The organism is Kitasatospora sp. LaBMicrA B282 (assembly GCF_050325825.1).
Lineage (GTDB): Bacteria > Actinomycetota > Actinomycetes > Streptomycetales > Streptomycetaceae > Kitasatospora.
Genome location: NZ_JBNQTI010000307.1, coordinates 2454 through 4533, shown reverse-complemented (window position 1 = coordinate 4533; position 2080 = coordinate 2454). Strand labels below are relative to the sequence as shown.

The 2080-nt window shown below is 73.4% G+C and carries 2 protein-coding genes; both read left to right on the top strand.

Going from position 1 to position 2080, the window contains the following annotated elements; translation table 11 throughout:
* Positions 1 to 831: L,D-transpeptidase family protein (locus tag ACQRUO_RS38735; RefSeq protein ID WP_428320883.1), on the top strand; the 831-nt coding region annotated here is incomplete at its 5' end.
* A gap of 163 nt (positions 832 to 994) precedes the next feature.
* On the top strand, positions 995 to 1939 hold the full coding sequence (locus tag ACQRUO_RS38730; RefSeq protein ID WP_428320882.1) for a beta-ketoacyl-ACP synthase III: 945 nt from the start codon (positions 995 to 997) through the stop codon (positions 1937 to 1939).
* Positions 1940 to 2080: the final 141 nt, after the last annotated feature.

The following is a 2080-nucleotide window of genomic DNA, read 5'->3' as shown; positions in this document are numbered from 1 at the left end:
CGGCGCCGCCGGGCGGTCACCACGGGCATGGTGACGCTGCTGGCCGCGGTGGCGGTGGGGTGGCTGGGGTTCGGCCCGGAGGGCGCGTTCGCGGCCCGTGGCGGGGCCGCACAGGCCGCCGCCGGCCCGCTGCCGGCCCCGGTGGCGGCGACGACCCCGAGCGGCTCACCGCAGCCGGACGCGGCCGCCGCGCACACCGAGGCCCCCAGCGCCGACCGCTCCGACCGGACGGACGGCAGCTACGCCGCGATACCCGGGCTCGGCCCGGGCTTCACCGCGAAGATACCGGCCGCCAGCACCCAGGTGGTGCTGGCCTCCGGCGCCGACAAGAACTCGGCGAACGCCACCGTGACCCTCTGGTCCCGCACCCCCGACGGCCGCTGGCGGCCCGGCACGGCGTGGCCCGCGCACAACGGCGACGGGGGCTGGAGCGCCGACAAGCACAACAACGACCTGCACAGCCCGATCGGCGTCTTCACCCTCAGTGACGCGGGCGGACTGAAGGCGGACCCGGGCAGCAAGCTGCCCTACCACCAGGACGGCGGCTTCGTGGCCTCCGGCACCGGGTTCAACGGCGAGTCGCTGGCCGGAGCCTTCGACTACGTGGTGGCGATCGACTACAACCGGGTGGTGGGCACCTCCCCGCTGGACACCCGCGAGCCGCTGGGCGAGGCCAAGGGCGGCGGCGTCTGGCTGCACGTGGACCACGGCGGCCCGACCCACGCCTGCGTCTCGCTCGCCGAGGCCGACCTGCTCCAGCTGATCCGCACCCTCGACCCGGCCGCCCATCCGGTGATCGTGATGGGCGACGCGGCCTCGCTGGCCACCTGACCGGGCCCCGGTCGTCAATCTGAGTTTTCTCTTTGCGTCACCGGAAAGCGGTAGCTTTTCGTTGGTACACAAGGGCTGTTGTCAGGCTCCTACAGCTTCCGGGGCCGGATCCTGTCGTGGGCCGTGAGCAGTTGACGCGCGAGTAACCGGGTTGCATGGCAGCATGACCGCCTCCCGCATCGTGTCGCTCGGCCACTACCAGCCCGCCAAGGTCCTCACCAACGACGACCTCGCCGTGCTGGTCGACACCGACGACCAGTGGATCCGCAGCCGGGTGGGCATCCGCCGGCGGCACATCGCCGAGGACGAGACGCTGGTCGACCTCGCCACCGAGGCGGCCCAGAAGGCGCTGGCCAACAGCGGCCACACGCCCGACGACATCGACCTGGTGGTGGTGGCCACCTGCACCGCCGTGGAGCGCAGCCCCAACACCGCCTGCGCCGTCGCGGCCCGGCTGGGGATCAAGAGCCCGGCCGCCTACGACATCAACACGGTCTGCTCCGGCTTCTCCTACGCGCTGGCCACCGCCGACCACGCGATCCGGGCCGGCGCCGCGCGGCGCGCGCTGGTGATCGGGGCCGAGCGGATGTCCGACACCATCGACTGGACCGACCGCTCGACCTGCGTGATCTTCGCCGACGGCGCGGGCGCCGCGGTGGTGGAGGCGGAGCCGGACAGCGCGGTGCCCGGGATCGGCCCGGTGGTCTGGGGCTCGGAACCGGAGAAGTCCGACGCGGTGACCATCACCGGCTGGAAGCCGGTGATCGGCCAGCAGGGCCAGACGGTCTTCCGCTGGGCCACCACCCAGATCGCCCCACTGGCCCGGCAGACCTGCGAGCGGGCCGGGATCGACCCCAGCGAGCTCAAGGGCTTCGTGGCGCACCAGGCGAACCTGCGGATCATCGACGCGATCGCCAACAAGCTCGGCGCCACCGGCGCGGTGATCGCCCGTGACGTGGTGGACTCCGGCAACACCTCGGCCGCCTCGATCCCGCTGGCGCTCAGCAAGCTGGTCGAGCGCGGCGAGCTGACCAGCGGCGATCCGGTGCTGCTCTTCGGCTTCGGCGGCGGGCTGGCCTACGCCGGCCAGGTGATCCGCTGCCCCTGACAGGCCCTAGGGGCCCTCAAGCGGGCCCGGATGTGCAGACGGCTGTGGGGGGGGGGGCGAAAGGTTTCCCCCCCCCACCCCCCTTCCTTTCCTCCCCCCCCCTTCCCTCCCCCCACCCCCCCCCCCCCCCCCACCCCCCCC

Excerpts from the sequence above, each read along its gene's own strand:
- ACQRUO_RS38730 (WP_428320882.1), top strand. The coding sequence starts at position 995 with ATGACCGCCTCCCGCATCGTGTCGCTCGGCCACTACCAGCCCGCCAAG.